At 66.4% G+C, this 25104-nt stretch carries 22 protein-coding genes; 11 read left to right on the forward strand and 11 right to left on the reverse strand.

The genetic code is table 11. The features are described 5' to 3' along the window. Window positions 1–66 precede the first annotated feature (66 nt). The gene (locus IWX77_RS03235) at window positions 67–315 is read right to left on the reverse strand and encodes a WhiB family transcriptional regulator (protein ID WP_123046689.1); all 249 of its coding nucleotides are present in this window, start codon (window positions 313–315) and stop codon (window positions 67–69) included. A 193-nt stretch (window positions 316–508) separates the two neighbouring features. On the opposite strand from IWX77_RS03235, the gene IWX77_RS03240 reads away from it, so the two are divergent. Next, window positions 509–958 (forward strand): hypothetical protein, encoded by a 450-nt coding sequence (locus IWX77_RS03240; RefSeq protein WP_196843093.1) that lies wholly within the window; start codon window positions 509–511, stop codon window positions 956–958. A gap of 70 nt (window positions 959–1028) precedes the next feature. On the opposite strand, the gene bcp is transcribed toward IWX77_RS03240, so the two are convergent. The 3 genes from bcp to aroA are packed head-to-tail and all read right to left on the reverse strand — an operon-like array spanning window position 1029 to window position 4076. Beyond that, complete coding sequence (gene bcp / locus IWX77_RS03245) at window positions 1029–1508, reverse strand: thioredoxin-dependent thiol peroxidase (protein WP_196843094.1); 480 nt, start codon at window positions 1506–1508, stop codon at window positions 1029–1031. A gap of 39 nt (window positions 1509–1547) precedes the next feature. Then, on the reverse strand, window positions 1548–2714 hold the full coding sequence (gene rsgA / locus IWX77_RS03250) for a ribosome small subunit-dependent GTPase A (RefSeq protein WP_196843095.1): 1167 nt from the start codon (window positions 2712–2714) through the stop codon (window positions 1548–1550). After that, the gene (gene aroA, locus IWX77_RS03255; protein ID WP_196843096.1) at window positions 2715–4076 is read right to left on the reverse strand and encodes a 3-phosphoshikimate 1-carboxyvinyltransferase; all 1362 of its coding nucleotides are present in this window, start codon (window positions 4074–4076) and stop codon (window positions 2715–2717) included. It lies immediately after the preceding gene. A gap of 105 nt (window positions 4077–4181) precedes the next feature. Here aroA and IWX77_RS03260 point away from each other — a divergent pair, with 105 nt between their 5' ends. Continuing rightward, on the forward strand, window positions 4182–4862 hold the full coding sequence (locus IWX77_RS03260; RefSeq protein ID WP_196843097.1) for a sigma-70 family RNA polymerase sigma factor: 681 nt from the start codon (window positions 4182–4184) through the stop codon (window positions 4860–4862). Then, complete coding sequence (locus tag IWX77_RS03265) at window positions 4859–5101, forward strand: zf-HC2 domain-containing protein (RefSeq protein WP_196843098.1); 243 nt, start codon at window positions 4859–4861, stop codon at window positions 5099–5101. The genes IWX77_RS03260 and IWX77_RS03265 overlap by 4 nt, the downstream gene beginning before the upstream one ends. A gap of 296 nt (window positions 5102–5397) precedes the next feature. Here the strand turns inward: IWX77_RS03265 and IWX77_RS03270 are convergent, their stop codons facing one another. Beyond that, complete coding sequence (locus IWX77_RS03270) at window positions 5398–5577, reverse strand: hypothetical protein (protein ID WP_196843099.1); 180 nt, start codon at window positions 5575–5577, stop codon at window positions 5398–5400. Window positions 5578–5816: 239 nt separating this feature from the next. Further along, complete coding sequence (locus tag IWX77_RS03275) at window positions 5817–9665, reverse strand: multifunctional oxoglutarate decarboxylase/oxoglutarate dehydrogenase thiamine pyrophosphate-binding subunit/dihydrolipoyllysine-residue succinyltransferase subunit (protein WP_196843307.1); 3849 nt, start codon at window positions 9663–9665, stop codon at window positions 5817–5819. 182 nt (window positions 9666–9847) lie between these two features. Between IWX77_RS03275 and IWX77_RS03280 the strand changes: the two genes are divergently transcribed. The 3 genes from IWX77_RS03280 to IWX77_RS03290 all read left to right on the forward strand — a co-directional run bounded on the left by IWX77_RS03280 (window position 9848) and on the right by IWX77_RS03290 (window position 13883). Further along, complete coding sequence (locus tag IWX77_RS03280) at window positions 9848–11287, forward strand: GuaB1 family IMP dehydrogenase-related protein (RefSeq protein WP_196843100.1); 1440 nt, start codon at window positions 9848–9850, stop codon at window positions 11285–11287. Window positions 11288–11472: 185 nt separating this feature from the next. Then, on the forward strand, window positions 11473–12810 hold the full coding sequence (locus IWX77_RS03285; protein ID WP_196843308.1) for a hemolysin family protein: 1338 nt from the start codon (window positions 11473–11475) through the stop codon (window positions 12808–12810). After that, on the forward strand, window positions 12807–13883 hold the full coding sequence (locus IWX77_RS03290; RefSeq protein WP_196843101.1) for a hemolysin family protein: 1077 nt from the start codon (window positions 12807–12809) through the stop codon (window positions 13881–13883). Before IWX77_RS03285 ends, IWX77_RS03290 begins: the two co-directional genes overlap by 4 nt. Window positions 13884–13964: 81 nt before the next feature. On the opposite strand, the gene IWX77_RS03295 is transcribed toward IWX77_RS03290, so the two are convergent. Beyond that, window positions 13965–15794 (reverse strand): HNH endonuclease signature motif containing protein, encoded by a 1830-nt coding sequence (locus IWX77_RS03295; RefSeq protein WP_196843102.1) that lies wholly within the window; start codon window positions 15792–15794, stop codon window positions 13965–13967. A 366-nt stretch (window positions 15795–16160) separates the two neighbouring features. On the opposite strand from IWX77_RS03295, the gene IWX77_RS03300 reads away from it, so the two are divergent. From IWX77_RS03300 to IWX77_RS03320, 5 genes are all read left to right on the forward strand, one after another. Next, window positions 16161–16589, forward strand: a complete 429-nt coding sequence (locus tag IWX77_RS03300; protein WP_196843103.1) for a VOC family protein — start codon at window positions 16161–16163, stop codon at window positions 16587–16589. 92 nt (window positions 16590–16681) lie between these two features. Further along, on the forward strand, window positions 16682–17557 hold the full coding sequence (locus IWX77_RS03305) for an ADP-dependent NAD(P)H-hydrate dehydratase (protein ID WP_196843104.1): 876 nt from the start codon (window positions 16682–16684) through the stop codon (window positions 17555–17557). A gap of 46 nt (window positions 17558–17603) precedes the next feature. Continuing rightward, window positions 17604–18893: a glycosyltransferase 87 family protein gene (locus IWX77_RS03310; protein WP_196843105.1), complete on the forward strand. Its 1290-nt coding sequence runs from the start codon at window positions 17604–17606 to the stop codon at window positions 18891–18893. Between the two features lie 9 nt (window positions 18894–18902). Next, complete coding sequence (locus tag IWX77_RS03315) at window positions 18903–19205, forward strand: thiamine-binding protein (RefSeq protein ID WP_196843106.1); 303 nt, start codon at window positions 18903–18905, stop codon at window positions 19203–19205. Between the two features lie 74 nt (window positions 19206–19279). After that, window positions 19280–20557 (forward strand): MFS transporter, encoded by a 1278-nt coding sequence (locus tag IWX77_RS03320; RefSeq protein WP_196843107.1) that lies wholly within the window; start codon window positions 19280–19282, stop codon window positions 20555–20557. Between the two features lie 62 nt (window positions 20558–20619). On the opposite strand, the gene IWX77_RS03325 is transcribed toward IWX77_RS03320, so the two are convergent. From IWX77_RS03325 to metX, 4 genes are all read right to left on the reverse strand, one after another. Continuing rightward, window positions 20620–21273 (reverse strand): response regulator transcription factor, encoded by a 654-nt coding sequence (locus tag IWX77_RS03325; protein ID WP_196843108.1) that lies wholly within the window; start codon window positions 21271–21273, stop codon window positions 20620–20622. A gap of 45 nt (window positions 21274–21318) precedes the next feature. After that, window positions 21319–22656, reverse strand: coding sequence for a US12 family protein (locus tag IWX77_RS03330; protein ID WP_196843109.1), 1338 nt, complete (start codon window positions 22654–22656; stop codon window positions 21319–21321). After that, window positions 22653–23822, reverse strand: coding sequence for a sensor histidine kinase (locus IWX77_RS03335; RefSeq protein ID WP_196843110.1), 1170 nt, complete (start codon window positions 23820–23822; stop codon window positions 22653–22655). Before IWX77_RS03335 ends, IWX77_RS03330 begins: the two co-directional genes overlap by 4 nt. A 71-nt stretch (window positions 23823–23893) precedes the next feature. Beyond that, window positions 23894–25096 carry a homoserine O-acetyltransferase MetX gene (metX, locus tag IWX77_RS03340; RefSeq protein WP_196843111.1) on the reverse strand — a complete coding sequence of 401 codons (1203 nt, stop codon included), beginning with the start codon at window positions 25094–25096 and terminating at the stop codon, window positions 23894–23896. Between the last annotated feature and the right edge of the window lie 8 nt (window positions 25097–25104).

Here is a 25104-nt window from a genome sequence, read left to right on the forward strand (position 1 = left end):
GCGAGCCCGCGGCCTCCGGGAGTACCGGATGGCCGTAGGCTCGCGTTCTGTGGTTGTGCTGCCCGGCTAGGAGGCGCGGCGGGCGCGTGCAGCACGACGCTTGAGCGCGCGGCGCTCGTCTTCGCTCAGGCCGCCCCAGACTCCCGAGTCCTGACCGGTCTCGAGTGCGTACTGGAGGCACACCTCAGTGACACTGCATCGGGCGCACACCGACTTGGCCTTCTCGATCTGGTCCACAGCCGGTCCAGTGTTGCCAACCGGAAAGAAAAGTTCCGGGTCAGCGGTGAGGCAGGCAGCTTTATCGCGCCAGTCCATAGGGATGCTCCTTTTACTACATGAGTGCACGGCCGATTGGCCAGAGTTGCACGGGTCATGGCCGGTTGCAGGAAAGTGGGATCTGCGCGATTACGGCGTTGAAACAGCTCACGTCCCTGTGAGCGTCAACCGGGCCTCAAATATCGTCCCATAATAGAGGTATCAAATCAATAGTTTTGTGTAGCTTTTCGCTGTGAAGAGCGGCTCTGGTGCAGGGCGTCCCGCCTGGATCGACCTCCGGGCGCTTCGCCGTGCCCCCCTGCTGGGGGTATTTGTCGCCCTGCTCGCCCTGGAAGCGCTCGCCCTGTGGGCCTTCAGTGCCTGGTGGGTGTTCGAACTGCTCAGTGCCACCCCGAACTCGGTGGGAGCATCGCTCGCCCTGTTCGCCCTCACCGTGGTCGCTGCCGTGTGGGTCAGCGCGATCACCGTCGGTGCGCTGCGCGGGCGTCCGTGGATTCGCGGGGCCGCGGTCACCTGGCAGTTCGTGCAGGTCATGATCGCCATCGGCTGTTTTCAGGGCATCTACGCCCGTCCCGACGTCGGCTGGGCGCTGCTGCTGCCGTCGATCATCGTGCTCGTGCTGGTCTTCAACCCGCGTGTGGTCGCCGCGACCAGCCACGAACCCGAGCCCAACGACGACTGACCGGCGCTGTGCTGACCGGCGCTGTGCTGAACGCTGCTGTCTCGGCCCGTTCGCCCGGTCAGCCCGACAGTCAGGCGTCGATACCGAGCTTCTTGCGGAGGCTCGCGACGTGACCGGTGGCCTTGACGTTGTAGAGGGCGTGGGTGATGACTCCGGCCTCGTCGAGCACGAAGGTTGAGCGCAGCACGCCGGTCACGACCTTGCCGTACAGGTTCTTCTCGCCCCAGGTGCCGTAGGCGTGGTGCACGTCGAGGCCCGAATCGCTGAGCAGCGGAAAGTTCACGGAGTCGTGCTCCTGAAACTTCTTGAGCTGGGCCCTAGCATCTTTCGACAGGCCCAGCACCTGGTAGCCGGCCGATTTGAGTGACCCGAGGTTATCGCGAAAGTCGCAGGCCTGGGTCGTGCAACCGGGTGTCATCGCGGCCGGGTAGAAATACACGACGACCTTGCTGCCGGCAAAATCGGCAAGCGAAACGGATGCCCCATCCTGGTCGGTCAGGGTGAAGTGGGGGGCCGTGTCGCCAACTGCAAGGCGCGCTGAATCCGTCATGCATCCATCGTATCCGCGTCGTGTGACACTCGATCCCGCTCAGCGGGCTGGCGCGAAGGTCGCCAATAGGCGTTGCAGCGAGTCCAGGCGCACCCGGCCGGTGTCGCCGAGTTCGTCGGCTTCGACGGCTTCGATGATCGCGCAATCCGGCGAACCGGGCAGGTGCGTGCAGCCGCGGGGGCAGTGTTCCGCGATCGTGGCGAGGTCGGTGAACGCCTTGAGGATGTTGTCGGTGTTGATATGACCCAGACCGAAGGACCGCACGCCGGGGGTGTCGATGACCCAGCCGCGACCGGCATCCGTTTCCAGGCGCAGTGACACGGTCGACGACGAGGTGTGGCGCCCGCGGCCGGTGACGGTGTTGACGACGCCGATGGCCCGGTTGGTGCCCGGCACGAGCGCGTTCACGAGGGTGGACTTGCCGACTCCGGAGTGCCCGACGAAAACCGTGTCGTGGCCGACCAGCACCGCCGAAATCTGTTCGATCGGCATGCCGCCTTCGCCGCTCTGGAACACGGGCAGGTCGAGCCCGGCGAAGTTGGCCAGAAACGCGGCCGGGTCGGCGAGGTCGGTCTTGGTGATGCACAGAATAGGCTTCACGCCGGCGTCGTAGGCCGCGACCAGATACCGATCCACCAAGCGGATGCGCGGCTCCGGGTTGGCTGCAGCGACCACGATCAGCATCTGGTCGGCATTGGCCACGATCACGCGCTCGACGGCGTCGGTGTCGTCGGCGCTGCGTCTCAGTAGGGTGTCTCGTGGCACGATGCGCACGATGCGGGCCAGGCTGCCCTCGGCCCCGGTTGTATCGCCGACGATGTCGACGCGATCGCCGTTGACGACGGCCTTCTTGCGCAGCTCGCTCGCCCGAGCCGTCGTGATGCGTCGCTCGGTGGGCAGGTTCTCGTCGAGCATGACCGTGTAGCGTCCGCGGTCAACCGAGAGGATGCGCCCGGTCAGAGCGTTCTCGTGGCCCGGCCGGGTCTTGGTGCGGGGTTTACTGCCCTTGCGGCCGGGACGTACCCGCACGCTCGACTCGTCGAACTCCGGTTCGTCGTCGTCGGCGGACGCCCACCAGGTGTCGCCGGGATCGCCCGCCAGGTCGTCGGGCTCTGAGGCGGCGTTCGCGCCGTTTGGCTCGTCTGACCGGTCACGATCGTCGTCGTTCCCGCTCGCGGGCGTGCCTGCGTTGGGCGCCAGCGGCATTTAGAGCGCCGCTTCGGTGATCATCGCGTGCCACAGCTGGGGAAATTGCGGGAGGGTCTTCGCGGTCGTGCCGATGTTCTCCACCTCGACACCGGCCACACGCAGGCCGATCAGCGCTCCAGCCGTAGCCATGCGGTGGTCGTCGTAGCTGAGCCACTGGCCGCCGTGCAGCGGCGCCGGCTCGATCTGTAGGCCGTCGGACAGTTCGGTGACCGTGCCGCCGAGCCGGTTGATCTCGGTGGCCAGCGCGGCGAGACGGTCGGTCTCGTGGTTGCGAATGTGCCCGATGCCGGTGATCGTGCTCGGCGTCTCGGCGAGGGCCGCGAGGGCCACGAGGGTGCAGGCGAGCTCACCGCCGGTGGAGAGATCCAGATCGACGCCGTGAACTGCCTCTCCGCCGGTGACGGTGAGCCGGTCGCCGACCCGAGTGACGGTCGCGCCAAACAGCGGCAGTAGCTGCTCGAGGTCGGCGCCGACCTGCGTGGTCGTCTCCGGCCAGCCGGTGATCGTGACACTGCCGCCGGCCACGAGCGCGGCGCACAGGAACGGCGCGGCGTTCGAGAGATCGGGTTCAATGTCGACCGTGCGTCCGGTGATCTCACCGGGTTCGATGATCCATTCGCCAACGCGGGGGGTCGCCACGGCCACTCCGCGAGCGCGCAGCACCTCAATGGTCATCTCGATGTGCGGCAGGCTCGGCAGACGTTCACCCGAGTGGGTGAGGTGCAGGCCCTGCTCGAAGCGTGCGCCGGCCAGCAGCAGCCCGGAGACGAACTGGCTCGACGTGCCCGCGTCGATGGTAGCGGCGCCGCCCGTGACCGCTCCGCGTCCGTGCACGGTGAACGGCAGGGCTCGCTTGCCATCGTCGTTGATGTCGCCACCGAGGTCGCGCAGAGCACCGATAATGGGCCCCATCGGGCGGCGGCGTGCGCCGGCATCGCCGTCGAAGGTCGTCGGGCCGAGGGCAAGGGCGGCCAGCGGTGGCAGAAAGCGCATGACGGTGCCGGCCAGGCCGCAGTCAATCGTGGTGGAGCCGAGCAGTTCGGCCGGTGGGGTCACGCGCAGGTCGGCGCCGAACGCGCCGACGCCGGCAACGGCCTCAATGGTGGCGCCGAGTTGGCGCAGCGCGTCGACCATGAGGTCGCTGTCCCGCGAGTGCAGCGGTGACCGCAGCAGCGACGGTTCGCTCGCGAGAGCGGATGCCACCAACTCCCGGTTGGTCAGCGATTTCGAGCCCGGCAAAGCCAGCACCGCCTGCAGCGGGGCATTCGTGGTCGGCGCGTGCCACCAGACATCCGCTTCGGTCGGTGAATTGTCGCCGTACGGATCGAACTCCGGCTTGGAATATCTCGAGATCAACATCGGTTATCAGAATAGTCGGTGATAACAATCGGAGGGAGATCTGTAGCGGTGTCAATGCTGTTGGAACGACCCCTGGCTGCGGGTAACAGCCTAGAATTATCCGTGATGACTTCAGACACGCCCGTGAACTCGGAAGACCTTTCGAGCAGCGACACAGAACTCACGACACGTACACCGACAAAAGCCGAACTGCGCGAGCAGACCCGCGGATTGTTCGAGGAACAGGCGTTGCCGTTCCTTGACCAGCTCTACGCGGCGGCCATGCGCATGACCCGCAACCCCTCCGATGCGCAGGATCTCGTGCAGGAGACCTTTGTGAAGGCTTTCGCCGCATTCGCGCAGTACGAGCAGGGCACCAACCTCAAGGCGTGGCTGTACCGTATCCTCACCAACACCTTCATCAACGCGTACCGCAAGAAGCAGCGCGAGCCCTATCAGGGCACCATCGATGCGCTGGAGGACTGGCAGCTTGGCGGCGCCGAATCGACCACCGCCATGTCGGGGCGTTCAGCCGAGGCCGAGGCCATCGACCACCTGCCTGACAGTGCCGTCAAAGACGCCCTGCAGTCCATTCCCGAAGACTTCCGACTCGCCGTGTACTTCGCCGACGTCGAAGGGTTCTCCTACCAGGAGATCGCCGAAATCATGAAAACCCCCATTGGCACCGTGATGAGTCGCCTGCACCGTGGCCGGCGACTCCTGCGAGAGCTCTTGGCCGGCTACGCGGCAGAGCGCGGGCTGGACACGGGCCAGGGCCAGAGAACATCCAGGAGAGCAGACAAATGACCGATTGCGGTTGCGAGAAGGCCAAGGCCGAACTCGAAGAGTACCTGCACAACGAACTTCGCAAAGATGATGCGGCCGACATTCAGGAGCACCTTGCCAGTTGCCCCGATTGCAGCATCGAACATCTCGTCGGGCGTACGATGACCGAGGTCATACAGCGTGCCTGCAAGGAGACCGCGCCCGAAGACCTGCGTGATCAGGTCTTGCTCAAGCTGCGTGCCCTGCAGGCCTCGCACTGAACGGCCGCATTGACGAGGGGCTCGAGTCGCCCGACCGCGGTGACGGCTCGAGCTGTCCCAGCAAAAAAGCGGCGCCGGCTGGGCCTTTGACCTGGGCGAATGTTGTGAAGTTTCACTCCCACGGCGTCCGCAGCACCGTGCCACCGAACTCGCTCACCTTCCCGGCAGCCGTGCGCACGTCAGCGACCCCGAGGTAGACCTGCCAGCGGTCGGGGCCCGAACCGTCTCGTCGACGTTCTCGATTGCGAGGTCGGTCATCCAGAAGTCCCGGTTTCGCCTCGATGGGTCCTGTACGGTCACACCGGCATAGCGCCGCCGCCGTGAAAGAACATCGTGTACCGGCCAGGCTCCGCCCCGGTGTCGATGGCCTTCCAGCTGAGCAGCTTGGCGTAGAACACGATTGACCGGGCCGGGTCGCTTGTTATCAGGTCGATCCAACACGGCTCCCCGAGCTGGTTTTCCGTCTGAACGGGCATGGGCGCGCTCCTCGGTTGACCCGAGCGTGGAACTGTCGGCGCGGTCTGGAAGCGCACGGCTGGTCCCTGCACGTTCTGACCAGGCGAGCGGATGCCGTCGCGACGTCTTTCGAAGGAGCCCCGCGACTGCACCGAGAGATAGCCCCACGACTGCGCGGAAACGGCGCGAAAACGGCGCGGACACAGCACAGGAGGGTGACCAGGTCACCCTCCTGTGCTACTGCACTGCTGTCACCGCGCTAGAGCGTCAGCGCCTCGCGCTGCAGCTTGACCTGCTCGATCGCGTGGCGCTTGGGCGAGCCGGCGGCCGGCGAAGCCGAAGCCGGACGCGAGAACAGCCGCATGGCACGCGGGCCGAGCTTGCTGGTCTCCAGGTAGAAGAACGGCCAGGCACCCTGGTTCTCCGGTTCGTCCTGCACCCACGCCAGTTCGGCGTTCGGGTACTGGGCGGCCACGCTCTTCAGCGCCACGGTGGGCAGCGGGTAGTACTGCTCGACGCGCACGAGGGCGATCTGGGGGTTCGGGTTCTTCTCGAGTTCGTTCAGCAGGTCGTAGTAGATCTTTCCGGCCATGAACAAGACACGCTTGACGGCGTTCTTGTCGGTAATGCGGGGGTCATCGATGACCGTCTCGAACTTGCCGCTCGTGAGTTCGGCCACGGCGCTCGTCGCGCCGCGCAGGCGAAGCATCGACTTGGGGGTGAACACGATCAGCGGGCGGCGCGGGCGCATGTACGCCTGGCGGCGCAGCAGGTGGAAGTACGATGCGGGCGTCGATGGGCGCGCCACGGTCATGTTCTCTTCGGCACACAGCTGCAGGAACCGCTCGATGCGGGCCGACGAGTGGTCGGGTCCCTGACCCTCGTAACCGTGCGGCAGCAGCAGTACGACGGATGATCGCTGGCCCCACTTCTGCTCGGCGGAGGAGACGAACTGGTCGATGATGGTCTGCGCGCCGTTGGCGAAGTCACCGAACTGCGCTTCCCAGAGCACGAGGGCGTCGGCGCGTTCCACCGAGTAGCCGTACTCGAAGCCCATGGCGGCGTATTCGCTCAGCAGCGAGTCGTAGATCCAGAATCGGGCCTGGTTGTCCTTGAGGTTGGCCAGAGGCAACCATTCCTGGCCGTTCACCCGGTCGTGCAGAACAGCGTGACGCTGCACGAATGTGCCGCGGCGGGCATCCTGTCCGGCTAAACGCACCGGGGTACCTTCGAGCAGTAGGGAACCGAGCGCGAGCAGTTCGCCGAAGCTCCAGTCGATGTTGCCGTTGCGGCTCATGTCGAGACGCTTCTGCAGCAGCTGCTGCAGCTTGCTGTGCACGGTGAAGCCGGACGGCTTGTTGTTGAAGGCGTCGCCGATGAGTTGAATGACACTCTCGGGAACGCCGGTCGTCTCCGGCTCGCCAGCGGCGTCGTCTCGGGCCTGCGCTTCGGCTTCGGCCTTGGCCGTGGCGGCCATTTCCGGCGTGATGATCGGGATCGACGCCGTCTGCGCGGCGTGGGTTTCGAGGAAGGCACGCTCGAGGCGATCCTGGAAGTCGCGGTGGGCGGCTTCGTATTCTTCCTCGGTGATGTCGCCACGGCCGACGAGTGCCTCGGTGTACAGCTTGCGTACGCTGCGCTTGGCCTCGACCAGGTTGTACATCAGCGGCTGGGTCATCGAGGGGTCGTCGCCCTCGTTGTGCCCGCGACGTCGGTAGCAGATGAGGTCGACGACGACATCTTTCTTGAACTCCTGGCGGTAGGCGAACGCGAGCTCGCCGGCACGCACGACGGCCTCGGGGTCGTCCCCGTTGACGTGGAAGATCGGCGCCTGAATGGTCTTGGCAACGTCGGTCGCGTAGATGCTGGTGCGGGCATCCTGCGGCAGGGTCGTGAAACCGAGCTGGTTGTTGACGACGATGTGCACGGTTCCGCCGGTGCGGTAGCCGCGCAGCTGGGACATCTGCAGGGTTTCGAGCACGACGCCCTGGCCGGCCATCGCGGCGTCGCCGTGAATGAGGATGGGCAGGGTGGAGAAGGTGCCGATCGGCTTGCGGTCCTGCTTGGCCCGCACAATGCCCTCGAGCACGCCGTCGCCGGCCTCGAGGTGCGACGGGTTGGCGGCGAGCGATACCGGAATTTCGGCGCCGTCTTCACCGCGGAACATGCCCGTGGTGCCGAGGTGATACTTCACGTCACCTGAACCGTGCACGGTGCGCGGGTCCTGGGTTCCCTCGAACTCACGGAAGATCTCGCCGTAGGTCTTGCCGGCGATGTTGGTGAGCACGTTCAGGCGGCCTCGGTGGGCCATGCCGATCGCCACCTCGTCGAGACCCTGCTCGGCAGCACCCTGCAGAATGGTGTCGAGCAGCGGAATAGTGCACTCGCCACCCTCGAGGCTGAAGCGCTTCTGCCCGACATACTTGGTCTGCAGGAACGTTTCGAAGGCTTCGGCCTCGTTGAGCTTGCCGAGGATACGCATCTGCTCGTGGTGCGTGGGCTTGACGTAGGTCTTCTCCATCTTCTCCTGCACCCACTTGCGCTGGGCCGGGTCCTGAATGTGCATGTACTCGATGCCCGTGGTGCGGCAATACGAGTCGCGCAGCACACCGAGAATGTCGCGCAGCATCATCTGGCGCTGCAAACCGAAACCGCCGGTCACGAAGGACCGGTCGAGGTCCCAGAAGGTGAGCCCGTGAGTGGCGATATCGAGGTCGGGGTGACTGCGCTGCATGTACTCGAGCGGGTCGATGTCGGCCATGAGGTGGCCGCGCACCCGGAACGAGTTGATCAGTTCCTGCACGCGAGCGGTCTTGTCGACGGCACTCGCGAGGTCGACGCTGATGTCCGGTGCCCAGTGGATCGGGTCGTACGGAATGCGCAGCGCCGAGAAGATCTCTTCGTAGAAGTTGTGCTGGCCGATCAGAAGCTCGTGCACGATCTTGAGGAACTCGCCCGAACCAGCACCCTGAATGACGCGGTGGTCGTAGGTGCTTGTGAGGGTGATGGTCTTTGAGATGGCCAGGCCGGTGAGCGTCTTGACGCTCGAACCCTGGAACTCCGCCGGGTAGTCGAGGGCGCCGGCGCCGATGATGCAGCCCTGGCCCTTCATGAGGCGCGGCACCGAGTGCACGGTGCCGATGCCGCCCGGGTTGGTCAGCGACAGGGTCGCGCCGGCGAAGTCGTCGGCGGTGAGCTTGTTGTGACGTGCCCGGGTGACGAGGTCTTCGTACGCGGAGAGGTACTCGCCGAACGTCATCGTGTCAGCACGCTTGATTGCCGGAACGAGCAAGGCGCGGGTGCCGTCGGGCTTGGGCATGTCGATGGCCAGACCCATTCCGACGTGGGCGGGGGCGACGACGGAGGGCTTGCCGTCGACCTCGTCGTAGTAGACGTTCTGGCTGGGGAACATCTTGAGCGCGCGAATCAGCGCCCAACCGATCAAGTGGGTGAAGGAGACCTTGCCACCCCGAGCCCGCTTCATGTGATTGTTCATGACAATGCGGTTGTCGATGAGCAGCTTGGCCGGAATGGTGCGAACACTCGTGGCCGTTGGCACGGTCAAGCTTGTGACCATGTTCGTCGCGAGGGACTTTGCCATACCGCGCAGCGGCGAGACCTTGTCTTGCCTGACCGGCTTGGACTGGTCGACGACGACGGCCTGCGGGCTTGTGACGGGAGCATCGGCGGGAACCGGGACCGGCTTGGGCGCACTCGATGTGGTGCGAGCCGTCGGCTGGTTCTCGGTGACGGGGGCCGACGCGGTGGCACCGGGCGGAGTCTGGGCCACCGGCGCGGGTGCCGCCGGTGCTGCCACCGGCGCGGGTGCCGCCGGTGCTGCGACCGGCGCGGGTGCCGCCGGTGCTGCGACCGGCGCGGGTGCTGCCGTTGCCGTTGCTGTGACCGGCGCTGGTGCTGCCGGGGGAGCGTTTGCAGCCGGGGTGTTTGCGGTCTGGTGGTAACTTTCGAGCACCGGCCACCACGACTCATCCACCGACTTCTTGTCGATCAAATAGCGTTCGTACAATTCGTCAACGAGCCACTCGTTTGCTCCGAATTCGCCTGACGTTGTTTCGTCAGAAGCTCCACCGGTTACCTGGCTTGACACCGTGGGATCGCCCACTCTCTGCTTTGAATTTGGATGCCCTCGGCTATGTCATACGCCGGGTCAATCTGCGCTTTCATTGAGTCTGTCGCTGACGATGTCGACCGCCAGGTCAGTCTTAGTGACCAGCCTAATCCCATCCCATGCGACCATAAACACCCAAGTGAACGGCTAGCGTTCTTGGTATGCAGTTCTATGGAACGACGCCCAGCCATGATTTGACCTACTCCGACGTGTTTCTGGTGCCCGGCCAATCGGCCGTCACCAGCCGTTTGAATGTTTCGCTGGCCCCGAATGACGGCACCGGCGCCACAATACCGATCGTGTCAGCGAATATGAACTCGGTCACCGGGCCGCGCCTGGCGGCCTCGCTCGCCCGGCGCGGCGGACTCGGGGTGCTACCGCAGGACATGCACTTGCAAGATCTGGATGCGGCCATCCGCTGGGTAAAAGACCAGTCTGTTCGTTTCGACACGCCGTTCGTGTTCGCCCCGGACGACACCGTCGAACGGGCATTGCGGCAGGTTCCGGCCGTTCCCGGGCAGGGAATCGTGATTCACTCCGGCGGCGGTGACTACCTCGGCTGCATCGTCGCCAGTCGGCTGGCGACCGCCCTGCCCGACGCTCGCCTCGGCGATCTGCTACACGGTGAACTGACCGCGCTCGACGCCGATGACGTCGACGGGCCGCGCCGCGCGTTCGACCTGATGACCGAGGCCGACATCGACTTCGCGCCGGTGCTGCACCACGGCGTCGTCGTCGGAACCCTCAGCCGCAAGAGCGCCCTGCGCTCCACGCTCTATCAGCCCACCCTCGATGCGAACGGACGACTCAAGGTCGCCGCGGCGATCGGCATCAATGGCGACGTCGCCGCAAAGGCCCGAGCGCTCGCCGCGGCCGACGTCGACATTCTCGTCATCGACACCGCGCACGGCCACCAGCACGGCATGCTGCGCGCACTCGGCATTGTCGCCGACCTGAACCTCGGACTGCCGATCGTGGCCGGCAACGTCGTCACCAAGGACGCCGTGCGCGACCTGGTCGGTGCCGGGGCCACAATCGTCAAGGTCGGAGTCGGTCCGGGCGCCATGTGCACCACCCGCATGATGACCGCCGTCGGTCGGCCCCAGTTCTCGGCCGTGCTCGAAACGGCAACAGCAGCACGTGAACTCGGTGCTCACGTCTGGGCCGATGGCGGGGTGCGCTACCCGCGGGACGTGGCGCTGGCGCTGGCCGCTGGCGCAGCATCCGTCATGATCGGTTCCTGGTTCGCTGGAACCACCGAAGCACCCGGCACACTGAATGCGGATGCCCGTGGTGCGCTCTACAAGGAAAGCTGGGGAATGGCGTCGACGAAGGCCGTTCAGGCGCGTTTCGAGCGCCTCGACGCCTACGACCTCGCCCGCAAGACCCTGTTCGCCGAGGGAATCTCAAGCTCGAAGATCTACCTTGATCCGCTGCGGCCGTCGATCGAGGACCTGCTCGACATGATCACCTCGGGGGTGCGCTCCTCGTTCACCTACGCCGGGGCCACCACCGTCGCCGACTTTCACGAGAAAGCGCTCGTGGGCATTCAGTCGGCCGCCGGCTACGAAGAGGGCAAGGCGCTGCCGGTGTCTTGGTAGCGCTGGAGGCGCTGCCGAACGGTCTGGGGCTGCGCTGGTAGCCGGCACTGCTCGACCACCGGGCGTTCCGACAGGTGTGCCCGGTATACTTCGGTGAATAATGGATGACCCTCCCACTGCTGAACCCGCTTCCCACAAACCCTCGCCCGTAGCCGCTGGCGGTGAAATCCTTGTCTGAGTTGATCATGCTCGGGTTTGGACTCATCCTGACCGTCGGAACGGGCCTTTTCGTCGCCAGTGAGTTCGCCCTGGTGAATCTTGACCGCGCCGACCTCGAAGCGCGACGCGATCGCGGGGAGACCCGCCTCGCTCTCACCATTGCCGCGCTGAAAATCACCTCGACGCACCTCTCGAGCGCGCAGCTGGGCATCACCCTCACGACGCTGCTCACCGGATACACGATCGAACCGGCACTGTCGTCGCTGCTCCGCGGCCCACTCACCGCGGTGGGACTGCCCGTCGACCTCGTTCCGGCGTTCGGCACCACGATCGCGATCGTGACGGCGACCCTGGTGTCGATGGTCATCGGCGAGCTGGTTCCGAAGAACTTCGCGCTCGCCCTGCCCATTCAGACTGCTCGCCTGGTGCTTCCGTTCCAGACCGTGTTCACGGCCGTGTTCAAACCGGCCGTGCTCGTGCTCAACAACAGCGCCAACGGCTTGCTGCGCGCCGTCGGCATTGAACCGAAAGAAGAACTTTCCGGCGCTCGCACCGCCGAGGAACTCTCCTCGCTCGTGCGCCGTTCGGCCAGCGCCGGACTGCTCGAAAAGGACACCGCGACCCTGCTGCACCGCACACTGTTGTTCTCCGGGCACACGGCTTCCGACGTCATGACGCCGCGACCGCGCGTCGCGAGCATTCACCGCACCGATTCGGCGCAGGCCGTCATCGACCTCGCCCGCTCCACCGGTTACTCGCGTTTTCCCGTCGTCGACGAAAGCGTCGACGACGTCGTGGGCATCGTGCATGTCAAGCAGGCGGTGGCCGTGCCCCGCACTCGCCGAGCGGATGTTCCGGTGTCAGCCCTGCAGACCGACCCGGTGCGCGTGCCCGAAACGATGAAACTCGACGACCTGCTCGGCGAGCTGCGCGGTCGTGGTTACCAGATGGCGATCGTCGTCGATGAGTATGGCGGTACCGCCGGCGTGGTCACTCTCGAAGACCTGGTCGAGGAACTGGTCGGTGAGGTTGCCGACGAGCACGACCGTGCCCGTGCTGGCGTGGTTCGCTCACCCGATTCTCTGACCTTTCCCGGCATGCTGCGCCCCGACGAACTGCTCGATCGCACGAGCGTCGTCGTGCCGGAGCAGGGCCCGTACGAGACCGTGGCCGGTTTTGTCATGAGCGAGCTGGGCCGGCTGCCGTTGATCGGCGATCGCGTGCCGGTCAGCGGCGGATTCCTCACCGTGGAACGGCTCGAGGGGCGCCGCATCGACCGGCTGCGCTTCACCCCCGGGGCCGCCCCAGAACCCGCGCTGTCCGGTGAAACCAAGTCCGACCGAAAGAAGGTGAGCGACAAATGAGCGACTGGGCCGGAATTGCCTGGTTGGTCGTGCTTCTCGCCGCCAACGCCTTCTTCGTCGGAGCGGAATTCGCCGTCATCTCGGCCCGCCGCTCCCAGATCGAACCGCTCGCCGAGGCCGGAAAACGCAGCGCCAAGACCGCGCTGTGGGCGATGGAACACGCGACTCTTATGTTGGCGACCTCCCAGCTGGGTATCACGGTGTGCTCGCTGCTCATTCTGAACGTCTCCGAGCCGGCGATCCACCACCTGCTGGAGGTGCCGCTGGGCCTGACCGGTCTGCCCGATGCCGCGATCGGCACCATCGCGTTCATCGTTGCGCTGCTGCTGGTCTCCTACCTGCACGTCGTGTTTGGTGAGATGGTGCCGAAGAACCTGTCATTCTCGGTGCCGGACCGAGCTGTTCTGCTGCTCGCGCCGCCACTCGTATTCGTCGCTCGCGTTTTCAAGCCGCTGATCGTCACCCTCAACGCCTGCGCCAACGGTGTGTTGCGCCTGTTCGGGGTGCAGCCGAAGAACGAGGCAACGAGCGCGTACACCCTCGATGAGGTCGCCACGATCGTCACCCAGTCCACCCGTGAGGGTGTGCTGAGCGACGGAACCGGCGCCCTCACGGCAACGTTCGAGTTCACCAATCTCAAGGTGCGGGACGTGGCTGTGGGCCTGGCCACGCTGGTCAGCCTGCCGGAGTCGGCCACGCCCGCCGACGTGGAGAAGGCCGTGACACGCCACGGCTTCTCCCGCTACGTACTCGCGGACGCCGAGGGCTACCTCACCGGGTACGTGCACCTGAAAGACGTGCTCGACCTCGATGTTGCTTCGGCTGTGACCGGTGCCGCAACGCTGGCCGCACCGGACAGCTACGCCGGGCGAATTCCGGCCAAGCGCATCCGTGCCTTGATTTCTATTTTCGAAGACACCGACCTCGAAGATGCCCTCGCCACCATGCGCCGCTCGGGCGCGCACCTGGCCCGCTCGTTCACCGCCGAGGGCGAGACCACCGGGGTGCTCTTTCTCGAGGACATCATCGAGGAACTCGTCGGCGAAGTGCAAGACGCCACCCGCCGCGACTAGAGCCTGTCGCCATCCCGTGTCTGGCCATTGTCGTCGGTGCGCCCACACGGGCAGCGGCCGGGTTCAGTTTCGGTCCCGAGTTCAGTTGCGCCAGTCGCCCGGTGGGTGACCCGGTCTCGGGTCGCGCCCATATCGTTGGTCAAGCGTGCCTCGTTGGTCGCGCCCATATCGTTGGTCAAGCGTGCCTCGTTGGTCGCGCCCATTCCGTTGGTCGCGCCCATATCGTTGGTCAAGCGTGCCTCGTTGGTCGCGCCTATTCCGTTGGTCGCGCCCATTCCGTTGGTCAAGCGTGCCTCGTTGGTCGAGCTGGTCTCGTTGGTCGGGCGTGTTTCGTTGGTCGAGTGTGTCAAGACCGCCATCGCGTGCCTCGCTCTTGTTGTCGGTGCCGGCTCCGGTGAGATGAACCGCCGTTGGGTCGAGTCGGAGGTCCTCGGTCATGAGGGGGTTTTTGCTGGGGAGTGCGATGAGCGTCTGCTCGGGGTCGATTTCGGCTGGGGGTTGCAGCCAGTACTGGCTGGCTTTGTGGAGTACTTTCCAGCCCCGGTTGTGAAGGAGCAGGTGGTGTGGGGCGCAGAGCAGGATGGCGTGGTCGATGTTGGTGAGGCCGTGGTCGGTGAGCCAGTTTTCGATGTGGTGGGTTTCGGTCCAGGAGGGTGGTTGGTCGCAGCTGGGCCAGCGGCATCCGCCGTCGCGTACCGCGAGGGCGTGGCGTTGGGCGGTGGTGAAGAGGCGTTGGTCGCGGCCGATGTTGAGGGGTTGCCCGGTGTGGTCGAAGAGAATTCCGAGGTAGCCGGAGCCGCACAGGTGCCGGTCGATCGTCTCACCGGACACCGGGGCAGGGTTGCCCTCCAGGTATCCAAACGCTGACTTGCCACTGCTGCTGCCGCCGCTGGGGATAGTGGGGCGGTTGTGTTCGGTGACGATGACGCGTACGGAGGGGCGGCGGCCGCCGAAAAGGGTGTTGGGGTCGGCGTCGGCGCCGAGTGTGAGCAGTTGGGTGAAGGAATCGGCGGCGATCTGGTCGAGGGTGCGCGGGTCGTCTTTCACGCTCTGCGCCCACGCTGCCCGCTCTGGGTCAACGAACCTGACGCCGCCGCGGCGCGGGCTGGTCAGTGCGTCGTAGGCCGCCAACCACAGTTCGCCCTGCTCCGGTGGTAGCAGGGCGTGGAGGGTGACCATGCCGTCAGCGCGTCGCCACAGCGACCAGCTCGTGTCGTCGCGCGCTTGTTTTTCCCGCGCGAGAACGCCGGCTGCGTCGAGGTCGTCGCGCAGCCGCCGGGCGCGTTTGTAGGCCTGTTCGGTGTTCATCCCCGGAGCCGTGGCCAGCAGCACGCGTAGGGCCGCGGCGAGTTTCTCGGCGGTGATGGCTTGGTCCAGGGTGCCCAGGCCCCGCAGTAGGGCGTCGGCGACGCCGGGCGAGACACGGCCGTCAGCGACGGCGTGCACGATCGGCGCCTGCCACGGCACCGGCAGCACGACCGGCAGCACGACCGGCAGCGGCGCGACCGGCGGTGCCGGGGATAACGGCGCCGCGTCACGCGCGGCGTCGGCCGCCAGCCGTTCGGCCGCCAGCCGTTCGGCGGTCTCGGTGTCGCTCATCAGCACCCCGACCGCGAGTAGCCGGCCGGCGTCGATGCGGCTCAGGCCTGTGGCGTGCTGCACCATCAACGTCGGATTACCAAACCCCTGCCGCGCCGCCAGACCGGACTGGCCCCACTGCGGCCGGGACCGCTCGGCAATCGTGCCCGCCAGCAACGCCGCCGCCGTATTACTCAGCCGCAACAGATCAGCGATCGGACCCCGAGCGGCAAGCACCTGCGCATCCGACAGACGGCTGAACTCGGCGCTCGAACCCCCCAGCGCCGCCACGGCGGCGGCGGCCTGTGTTAGTTCCAGTGCCACGTTGTTCATGATTCAACCCAACATCCACCCACCGACATTCCCGAGGAAAAATCAGGAATATCGACCCGAAAAGCCGAAAGTCGCGAAAGAAAACTCAAAGAAATGTTTCAAGGATCAATTCGCCACGACGGACAGGCCAGATTACGGGACAGCCTCGCCGACCTGGAACGTCGCAGCCTGGCGGTCATGGAGGAATAACCGGGTTGGCCCCAGGTCGATCCCCCAGATAGCGCGGAAACGCTTCGCCGACACAGCCCGAGACTGACCCGCGCTGGGCCGGTGACTTGCGGATACCCCTCGCACCTCGCCAAGGCGGCGGGACGGGGGTAAAATACTTCCTGAAAAATGCACAGTGGGTGCAGAAAGGGAAAGCTCATGTTCAGCCAATTAGAAACCTACTCGGTACTTCCCGCACGTGATCTGGCACGTGCCCGGCGCTTCTACAAGGACGTGCTCGGTATGGAACCCGATGAAGAGCGGGTGGAGGGGTTGCTTTATCGCACCCCGAAAGGCGCCGCGATTATGGTCTACGAAACCGACAATGCCGGCACCGCGGCCAACACCGCGATCGCATTCGTCACAGACGATATCGACGCTGAGGTCGCCGCCCTGCGCGGTCGTGGCGTCACGTTCCAGGAATACGATTTTCCGGGATTGAAAACTGAAGACGGCATCGCGACGATGAATGAGGAACGTGCGGCGTGGTTCAAAGACACCGAGGGCAACATCATCTGCGTGTCGCAGACCCCGGCGTCCGATCGCCGCCCCATGCGGGAGCGCGAAGAATCGCAGTCGGCACACTGAACCGGCCCCAGCTGGCCGCCGCTGTCGACGGCCAGCGCCGGGGCATCCGCTTGAGGTGGCCGGGGCCAGCCAAAACGACCTATCGTGGAGGCATGGTGAAACCGTGTGGCTGGCTCGAATGGGAGGCTGAACAGGCCCGCGACTGGATCTCCCGGCCGGAGGCCGGTGACGACAAATACTCGCGCGGAGTGCTCGGAGTGCGCACCGGCTCCAGGGACTACCCGGGTGCCGCCGTGCTCGGTGTCGACGCGGCCGTGCGAACCGGCCTCGGCATGGTTCGCTACCTCGGTCCGCGCCGCGCCGCCACCCTCGTGCTGCAGCGCCGTCCCGAGATCGTGACCGTGCCCGGCCGCGTGCAAGCGTGGCTGCTCGGCTCCGGCATCAACTCGACCACGAGATCGGATGCCGTCACCACCGCCCTCAGGGCGGCGCTCGCCGAGGGCCTGCCCACCGTCCTCGACGCGGGCGCCCTCGACCTGATGTCGCGCGCGATCGGGCCGACCGTGATCACCCCGCACGCTGGCGAACTGGCCGTGATGCTCGCGAATGAGGCCAAGCCGGGCTCCGCCTCGCAGATCGCCGCGAACCCGGGCGAGTGGGCCATTCGTGCCGCGCGTCTGTTCGACGTGACGGTGCTGCTCAAGGGGGCCGTCACCCACGTGGCATCGCCGTCGGGCGCTCGGCTGACCGTGTCGACCGGGCCGGCCTGGCTGGCCACGGCCGGGTCGGGCGACGTGCTCGGCGGAATTCTCGGGGCGCTCCTGGCCACCCATTCCGACCAGCTCGAAGCGGATGCCGCCTCCCTCGCCCCGCTCGTAGCCACCGCCGCGCTCCTGCATGCCGAAGCCGCGAACCTGGCTTCCGCCGGTGGTCCGATCGCGGCCCTCGACGTGGCCGATGCCGTGCCGCGGGCCGTCGCTGCGTTCCTGGGCCACGGGATCGATCCGGGACCACGCCCGACCCGTTAGAGCGGGACGCGATGCGGCGAAGCGGTTGCCTGTGCGAAAGTAAAGCGTGCGAATTCACGACGAGACCCGCAGCGACACCATACCGCGGCCCACGCGGCCGGTTCTGCGGCATCCGCGCGCCGCGCTGTGGTCGGCTTTCGCGCTCGTGCACCTGCTGCTGATCGTTTTGGCCCTGTTCGGGCCCGGGCATCCGCTCGGCGATGTCAGGGTCGTTTACCGCGGCTGGGCGGAGAACGCGGTGGCTGGCAGCCTCGTCGGAATCACCGAGAACTTCGTGTACCCGGTGCTCGCCCTGGTGCCGATCGTCAGCGCGTTCGTCCTCGGAGGTGCGGCCTACCTCGGAACCTGGTTTGTACTGGTGACCGGGTTGAACGCCGGGGCATTTTTCGTGCTTGTGCGCTCACACCAACGAGCGGCCTGGTGGTGGCTGGTCTTTCTAGCCCTGCTCGGTCCGATCGCGCTCCTCCGCATCGACTCGGTCACGGTGCCGCTCTGCATCGTCGCCCTGCTCTGGCTGCGCCGCCGCCCACTGTGGGGCACGATGCTGCTCACACTTGCGACCTGGATCAAGATCTGGCCGGTCGCGGCGCTCGCCGCCCTGTTCGTGGCGTCGCGACTGCGCTGGCGGATGCTCGGGGTCGCCGCTGCGGTCACCGCGGCGGTCGTCGCTGTGGCCGCGACGCTCAGCCTGAGCCGAGGAAGCGGCATTCACGTGCTGAGTTTCGTGGCCGAGCAGGCGGGCCGGGGGATCCAGATCGAATCGCCCGTCGCCGGGCCGTGGCTCTGGCAGGCCGTGCTCGGAGTGAACGGCAGTTTCATCTACTACGACCGCCAGCTTCTCACATTTCAGGTCGCCGGCACGGGCACCACGATCATGAGCGCCGTGATGACTCCGCTGCTGGCGCTCGCCGCCGCCGCCGTGCTGCTGCTCGGCCTGCGGGCCCAGCGCCGGGGTGCGGGCTGGCTGGCGGTTCTGCCGCCGTTGACGCTCGCGTTGACGGTGACCCTGATCGCGTTCAACAAGGTTGGTTCGCCGCAGTTCATCAGCTGGCTGGCCGCTCCGATCATTCTGGGGATCGTGGTGAACGGCCGGCCCTGGCGCACACCGGCGTTGCTCGGGCTTGCGCTGGCCGCCCTCACCCAGGTCGTCTACCCCTACCTGTATTACTGGGTGCTCGTGGCCAATCCGTTCTTGGTGCTCGTGCTGAGCCTGCGTAACCTGCTCGAGTTCGTGCTGCTCGGCTGGGCGCTCCGAGCCCTGTATCGACTCAGGCCACCGCGGGGCGAACCCGCATCCGTTGGCCCACACCTTACCGCCACCGACCACAACATTTAGGGAGACACCATGCTCGTAGCTTTTTCTGTCGCACCGTCCGGTGCCGCCGACTCGCAGGGATCCGTGCACGATGCGGTCGCCGCCGCCGTGCGCATCGTGCGCGAATCCGGCCTGCCCAACCACACCGATTCCATGTTCACCACCATCGAGGGCGACTGGGACGAGGTCTTTGCCGTCATCAAGGCGGCGACCGAGGCGGTGAGCGCATTCGGACCGCGCGTTTCCCTCGTGCTCAAGGCCGACATCCGTCCCGGGCACACCGGCGAGCTGACCGGCAAGCTGGAGCGTCTGGAGACCGCCCTCGACGCCTGAGATCGCGGAGTGATCTGCAGGTTCGCCGGGGGCCAGACCCCACACGCGAGCAGGCCGAGGCTTAGGCTTATCGCATGCCCCTCACTCCTGACGGGTCGACGCAGCTGTCGTCGACCCGAATTCGTCTTGCCCTCCTCGCCCTCGCCCTCGGCGGCTTCGGCATCGGCGCAACTGAATTCGTCGCCATGGGTCTGCTGCCGAACCTCGCCGCCGACCTGCTGCCGGGCCTCTACGCCAGCGCACCGGATGCCGCCAACGCGCAGGCCGGCTGGCTCATCTCGGCCTACGCCCTCGGCGTTGTCGTCGGAGCGCCGACGATTGCCGCGGCCGCTGCCCGCTGGCCGCGCAAACAATTGCTGCTCGGTCTGCTGACCGCGTTCACCCTCGGCACCATCGCCTCGGCACTGCTGCCCACCTTCGAGACCGTGCTCGCCGCCCGGTTCGTGGCCGGGCTGCCGCACGGCGCCTACTTCGGCATTGCTTCGCTCGTCGCGGCCCACCTGATGGGTCCCGGCAAGCGTGCCCGCGGCATAGCGATCGTGTTGAGCGGCCTGACGATCTCCAACGTCATCGGGGTGCCGACGATCACCTGGATCGGTCAGACCAGCGGATGGCGCGCGGCCTACCTCGTCGTCGCCGCAATTTTCGCGCTCACCCTCGTGGCCGTCGCCGTGTTCGTGCCCTTCCAGGCCGGCAACCCGAAGGCCACGATGCGCGCCGAGCTGCGGGCGTTCCGCAGGCTGCAGGTCTGGATCACCCTGTCGATCGGCGCGATCGGCTTCGGCGGGCTGTTCGCCGTGTACACCTACGTCGCGCCGCTCGTGATCGAGATCACCGGGCTCGCCGCCGCCGCGGTGCCGCTCGTTCTGGTGGTCGTCGGCCTCGGCATGACGGCCGGCAACTTCACCGGGGGAGCGCTGGCCGACTGGAGCGTGCGCCGCACGATGTACATCTCCTTCGGCGTACTCATCGTCGCCCTCGTCACGCTCGGCCTGTCGGCGCAGTTCCTGGCCGGGCTGCTGGCGAGCGTGTTCCTGATCGGCGCCGGCGCCTCCGCTCTCTCGCCGACCATTCAGGCGCGGCTGATGGACGTCGCCCACGAGAGCCAGTCGCTCGCCGCGGCGCTCAACCATTCCTCGCTGAACGTCGGCAATGCCCTTGGTGCGGCCCTGGGCGGTGCCGCGATCGCTGCGGGGCTCGGCTACCTCGCGCCGGTCTGGATCGGCGTTGGGTTGAGCGCGATCGGTGTGCTGCTGACCCTGCTCACCTTCAGCATCGACCGTCAGCGTCGCCAGGCGGGCCAGCACGTGCCCTACGGCACCCAACTGATACCGATCGTCTGCCCGCGTTGACGCGGCGGACCGGCCAGCATATCGACATGCTGGCCGGCCAGGTCAGCAGCGGATGCTGCGCGCTAGTCCGTCAGCAGAATGCCGTCGTGGATGGCTCGCTTGCGCAGCGCGACCTTGGTTCCCACGTCGTACCCGGCGAGGCGGTACTTCTCGCGAATGCGCTTGAGGTAGCTCTTGGCGGTCTCCTCGGAGATGCCGAGCTGGTAGGCGACGGCCTTCACCGGCTCGCCGGCACCGTAGAGCGCCATGACCCGGCGTTCCTGCGCACTGAGGCGCGGACCTTCGACGTTCTCGGTCGAGTTGAGCGCATAGTCGAGCTCAGCCGAAATGTACGACTTGCCGTTGTAGGCGGCGCGAATGGCGTCGACGATCATGTTCGCCTCCTCGCTCTTCACGAGGTAGCCGAGCGCTCCCGCCGCGAGGGCTTCGCGCACGAGGGCCGGCTCAGAATAGGTGCTCATGAGCACCGTCTTCACGCCGGTCGTCTTGAGCGTGGAAATCTTCAGGGACACCGGAATGTTGTCCTTGAGATCGAGGTCAAGCAGCACGACGTCCACCGGAAACTCGGGATGCGTGAGCAGCTCGGGCCAGGTGGTCACCGCCGCCACCATCTCGATGTCATCGGCGGCGCTCCGGATCCACTCGGTGAGTGCCCCCAAGAGCATCCTGTGATCATCAACAAGGGCCAAACGAATGGGACGGTCTGTTGTCGTCATTTTCTGCCTCCTACTCCCTGCACCTTATCGTCAAAATCCCCAACACTAGGCATCCGCGGGATTGTCCACACTGCACTCGATGTCTACCCGAAGGCTTCCGGCCTGGTTGGAGTCCACATGCGGGCCAACCGCACGAATCGCCTGCCACGTTTCCGGATCGACACGCCGCCGCGCTATCCCCGTTGTGGTCAATTCGATCGGAAATCGCACTTTTCGATGCGGACCCGCCCCGTGCGTGGGGGCAATTGGTCCAAGACGCAGTGAGACGGATGCCCCGGACCGGGCCGTATCCCCGATCAGCAGCCAAATTGTCAGCAGCAGCCCATCGCGTTGCGGCGGTGACAGCAGGCCGGCCAGGCCGGCCGGATCGCTCAGCGCAACGACCGGGCCGAGAAATTCACTCTCGGTGATGGCATGGTGCAGCCAGGTTTCGGTGCGGCCCTGGATCAGCTGCAAACGCAGTTGGGTGGCCAGGGAAGCCGCCGTCGTCGCCGTCGACAGCGCGAGCGGAAGTGCCGTGCGGCCCTGGGCCACATCGTCGAGCAGGGTCTCGGCGTCGAAGTCGAGCCGGGCCAGCTGTTCGGAGGCAAGCATGCCGACCGCGAATCGCGGCTGGGACACCGTGCTCTGCACCAGCACGAGGTCGAGTTCGCGCTGCACCATGCGCCGAAACGCCTGCACGATGCTCGCACCGACCAGCGCCGGCGCCACCGCCAGGGCAATGGAGAGAATATCCGGGCCGAGGGTGAGCAGGTCGTCGCGCGTTGTGAACAGGGTCGCCGCGCTCATGGTCAGGCCGAGGGCACCGGTGGCCATGGCGATATCGCCGGCCTCCCGCAGCGTCACGATCGACAGCAGAAAAGCCCCGACGGCCGGGGCCGCGGTGGGGAAAGCTGCCGTGCCGGCCACCCCCCACGATCCGGCCAGATCCAGCGCGACGACGACCGCACAGGCGCCGATGGCAACCAGGAACAGCCAAAGCGGCATGCGGGACGCGAGTTTGTGCACCGCGAGGTTCACGGCCACCGCCGTCGCCAGCAGAATCGCCCAGGCCAGAATGCTCAGCACCGGAAGGTGCGCCGGGTCCCACTGAATTATCAGCCGCACGAGCAGAAACAGAGCGATGCACGCCCCGCTGACGCTCATGCCGATGCCGAGATGACGCGCACCCAAACCGTTCTGGTCCGACCGGAAGACGGTGATGCGCCCGTCTCCGCGCAGCATCGTGCGCGGAAAACGCAACGGCAACAGGTCCGCTCGGGTGCGGTGGTCAGCGGATGCCGGCGGCCAGATGCGTTCGGAGGGACCGCCGAGCAGACGCGAACCGACACCGCGTGCCCGCGGGTGGGTGGCGATGGGCGCGGTATCGCTGAACTGGTTCACTTGGGCACCTCGAGCACGACCGTCGTTCCGGCGCCGGGCGAGGAGAACAGGCGGGCGTTGCCGCCGACATCCCGCAGCCGTGCGATGACCGATTCGGCGACGCCGAGCCGTTCCGACCCGACCTGGCCGAGGTCGAAGCCGACCCCGGTGTCGGTGACCATCGCGCGAACGGTGGTGTCGTCATCCGTTATGGTCACATCGGCGTGGTCGACACCGGAGTGGCGGCGCACGTTTTCGAGGCATTCCGACAGGGCCAGCAGAAACGAATCGAGTACGTTGCTGTGCAGTTGCACCTGGCCTCTACCGTGCCAGTTGACCGTGAGGCCCATGCGTTCAAAACGTTGGCGCACGGCGTCGAGGGTGTCGCCGAGGGTGAGTACCGTCGCCGGTTCCAGGCTGTAGACCCCGGACCGACGCGGGGTCGGCAGGCCGCCGAGGCGCAACTGGCGCAGCAGACGGGCGTCGTCGCCGGCCTGTTTTTGTAGGGCGGCCGGGCTCACCCCGACACCGGAGTGGGCGAGCAGAGTGAGGGTGGCGAGTACCGTGTCGTGCAGCAGGCGGGCATCCTGGCGGCGCTGCGCCTCCAGCTCGCTCGCGTGACGTTCGGCACGGTGGGCGCGCCCGATCGCGGCGATGCGATGCATCACGCGGGGCACGCTCTGCGCCATCCACCAGGACGCGAGGGTGAAGGCCAGCCACATACTCACGGTCAGGGTCAGCAGCACCGCGCGGTCGGGCGCATTGACCGTCACGACAGCCACGCTCGTGACGGTGAGCACGAAGCACGACACGAGCAGCAGCAGTCGGCGCGGGCTGGTCAGCAGGACGGCCGCGATCGCGCACATCGGCGCGGTGGAGACCATACCGATGACGCTCTCCTCGATCAGGTTCGGGGGAACGCCCGGATGGCTGGTGAAGCCGACGACCAGAATGATCGCTATCCCGCTGAGCACGGTCAGGACGGCCCACCGCAGGGCCCCGGTGCTGCCCAGCAGGTATTGTCCAGCGGTCAGAAATAGTACGAGCACAGCGGCCCACAGGCGCGCGCCGGCTTCCAGCCCGCCGGGCACGAGAAGGCACGCCATCGTCGTTGCCGACCCGGTCAGCCCGGCCGCTTGCACCGCTCTTCGTAAGAGGCGATCGCGCTCCTTGACAATGCGTTGCATGGGTGCCTGTCCGGTTGAGAATGAACGTGTTCTATCAGCACCATACCGGGCGGGACACACGCGGGTTCGCCCTAGTGCAACACCCGTCGAATCTGGGCGCCGATTGCATCGTTCTCGATGAGAAATCCATCGTGACCGTACCCGGATTCGAGCACCACCGCGGTGGGGCCATCGATATTGTTCGGCAGGTGAGCGGCGATGGTGCGCTGGCCATCGACCGGGAACAGTCGGTCGCTGTCGATTCCGACGACGACCGAGCGGGCCGTTACCCGACCGAGGGCGGCCGCGACACCGCCGCGACCGCGACCGACATCGTGCGAGTTCATGGCTTCGACCAGCACGATGTAGCTGTTGGCGTCGAAGCGTCGGGTGAATTTATTGCCATGAAAGTCAAGGTACGATTCCACGGCGAAGCGACCGTTTTCGCCGAGCGGACTGATGTCGCTCTGCCAGCCACGGTCGAAGCGAGCGTTGAGTTCGGCCGGACTTCGGTAGTTCAACAATGCCATTCGACGGGCCAGGGCCAGCCCACGGGTCGGACCGTCGCCATCCGCTTCGTCGTAGTAGTCACCGGCTCGAAAAGCCGGGTCGGTGCGAATGGCCTCGATCTGCACCGAGTTGAGGGCGATCTGGTCGGCGGTCGTGATCGGCGGCGCGGCCAGAAGGATCAGGCGGTCGACCCGGTCGGGGGTCTCGATCGCCCACTCAAGGGCGTGCATGCCGCCCATGGAACCGCCGATGACGGCCGTCCACCGGTCGATGCCGAGTCGGTCGCTGAACACCCGTTGCGCGCTCACCTGGTCGCGAATGGTCAGATAGGGGAAGCGGATGCCCCACTCCGTCCCGTCGGGCGCGAGCGAGGCCGGCCCGGTGCTGCCCTGGCAGCCGCCGAGCATGTTCGGCGCCACGACGAACCACACATCGGTGTCGACGGCGAGGCCGGGGCCGACGATGCCGTTCCACCAGCCTCCGATCTCCTGCCCGGGCCCGGGCGCGAAGGCCACGTGGCTGTCACCGGTGAGGGCGTGCAGCACGAGCACGGCATTGTCGCCGGCCGGACTGAGGGTGCCCCAGGTCTCGTAGGCGAGGCGGGCGTCCGGCAGGGTGCCCCCGGCCTCGAAACTGAGGGGGCCGAGGTTGACGAACTGTCGGTGGCCGACCGGGTCGCCGTCTCGCCAGGCGCCGGTGGCCGGAGGCTTGCCGAGCACCGAGCGCGCCTGGGCTTCGGTGATGAAGCTCGACGGGACCGTGTCTGCTGACGATTGCCATTCCATACGCGTCC

The organism is Cryobacterium sp. CAN_C2, assembly GCF_015751745.1.
Taxonomy (GTDB): Bacteria; Actinomycetota; Actinomycetes; order Actinomycetales; family Microbacteriaceae; genus Cryobacterium.